Origin of the sequence: Micromonospora sp. DT44 (genome assembly GCF_049841635.1) — a bacterium.
Lineage (GTDB): Bacteria > Actinomycetota > Actinomycetes > Mycobacteriales > Micromonosporaceae > Micromonospora.
The window spans coordinates 1-1,548 of sequence record NZ_JBNCKS010000128.1 but is presented as its reverse complement, the minus strand read 5'-3'; the positions used below and the strand labels follow the sequence as shown (position 1 = coordinate 1,548).

The window sequence follows — 1,548 nt, the reverse complement described above, 5'->3', positions numbered from 1 at the left end:
CCGTCCGGTATGGACGTTACGCCCGTGTCATCCCCACTCGGCCGCCGAATCTTGCTGAGATCACCTCAATGGACCGTTTACGAGATCGACCTCGGTGTTGAACTCAAACCTAGGTCGGCTCGTTGTTACGCGATAGTTGGTGTCGGCAAGCAGAGAAGAGATGTGATGGGTACGCCGGAGCGAAAGGCTGGCTGGAGCGAAGCTCAGATGAGTCTTTATGACCAGGCTCGCGAAACGATACGGTCGGTAGTCGCCGCCTACAGCGCACGCCTAGCCGCTGCTGACCCGGCCGAGTATGAAGCGCTGCGGGCAGAACAGCACCGCCACGCCCGGCTGCTGCGGACGCTTAGGCCCGAAGATACTTCCACGATCGCGTTGGTCTTGGCCGAGTATCCGACGCTCCTTGCAAGCATCGACGGTCGATGAGTCTTCTAGGGTCGCATGAGTCGTGCTCGACATAGTCACAGCGCGGCGGATCTTCGACGAGCAGATCGTTCCGGATCTGCTCGACGGCGCTGCGCGGCGTGACAAGCCGGTCGTGGTGTTCGTCGTCGGTCAGCCTGGGGCCGGCAAGTCCCGGACGCAACAGCAGTTGCTGACCCGCGATGGGCCGCACGGACGCTGTCGTCCTCGATATCGATGATCTACGCCCGTACCACCCGGATTACAGTACCCATGCTCGCAACGATGACCTCACCGCCGCGGCCCGAGTCCACCCCGACGCCGCCCGCTGGCTCGACTGGTGCATCGCGCACGTCGCCGAACACGGCATCGACACAGTGGTCAGTGCTACCTTCTCGAAGCCGTCCGCAGCCGAGTGGATGGTCCGCCAGTTCCCCCGGCCCAAATTCGGTGTCGAGGTAGCAGGCGTCGCGGTCGATCGCAACCTTAGCGAACTGGGTGTGCTCGCCCGATACCAGGATCAGCGTGACCGCGACGGATACGGCCGTTACGTTCCGCCTGACGTCCGGAACCGTGCTTACACCGGTGTTCTCGACGCCGCCGACCACCTTGAGCAGCATCGCCTAGTCGGTGCGGTGCATGTATATGACCGTGACGGCCAGTGCCTACACACCAACCGTCTCGTCAACGGACAGTGGACCGCCGGCCGCCCCAGCCGGCAGGCCATTGAGACCGAACGGGCTCGACCATGGACCGAGTCCGAGGCCAAGGCGTTTCGCACCACAGCGGCCAGCCTCAGAACCCGCCTAGCGGACGAGCTCCGGCCCCAACTCGCCACGATTACCGGCGGAGACCGCAACCTCGCATCACTGCGGATTCCGGCAGCAACCCCGGACGCACCAGAACGTGAATTCGCCGAAGCGCCATCCTCAGTCTCAGTTAATCACCCGACACCGCCATCTGTACCCAAAATAGGGACCGAGTCCATGGCCCAAGCAGCGCAAGTGATTACAGAGGTTGAAAGGCTGATGTCCGTCGGCGTGTCGGCGTGACCGACGTCGATGGGTTTGGTAGGCCTGAGGTATGAGGTATCCGGCTGGTGGTGGGATGAACGCGGCAGCCCGGGTCCGGCGTGAGAAGGTCCGG

The 1,548-nt window shown here is 63.2% G+C and carries 3 protein-coding genes; all 3 read left to right on the top strand.

The window, feature by feature from the left end; translation table 11 throughout:
• Window positions 1-426, top strand: a 426-nt coding sequence (locus ACLQ25_RS32555; protein WP_425734563.1) for a hypothetical protein, incomplete at its 5' end; no start/stop codon positions are given.
• A gap of 22 nt (window positions 427-448) precedes the next feature.
• On the top strand, window positions 449-643 hold the full coding sequence (locus ACLQ25_RS32550; protein WP_425734562.1) for a zeta toxin family protein: 195 nt from the start codon (window positions 449-451) through the stop codon (window positions 641-643).
• Window positions 606-1,454, top strand: coding sequence for a zeta toxin family protein (locus ACLQ25_RS32545; RefSeq protein WP_425734561.1), 849 nt, complete (start codon window positions 606-608; stop codon window positions 1,452-1,454). The genes ACLQ25_RS32550 and ACLQ25_RS32545 overlap by 38 nt, the downstream gene beginning before the upstream one ends.
• Window positions 1,455-1,548 lie beyond the last annotated feature (94 nt).

What these genes read in the sequence shown, in the direction of transcription:
- ACLQ25_RS32545 (WP_425734561.1), top strand. Translation starts at nt 606, where the DNA reads ATGGGCCGCACGGACGCTGTCGTCCTCGATATCGATGATCTACGCCCG.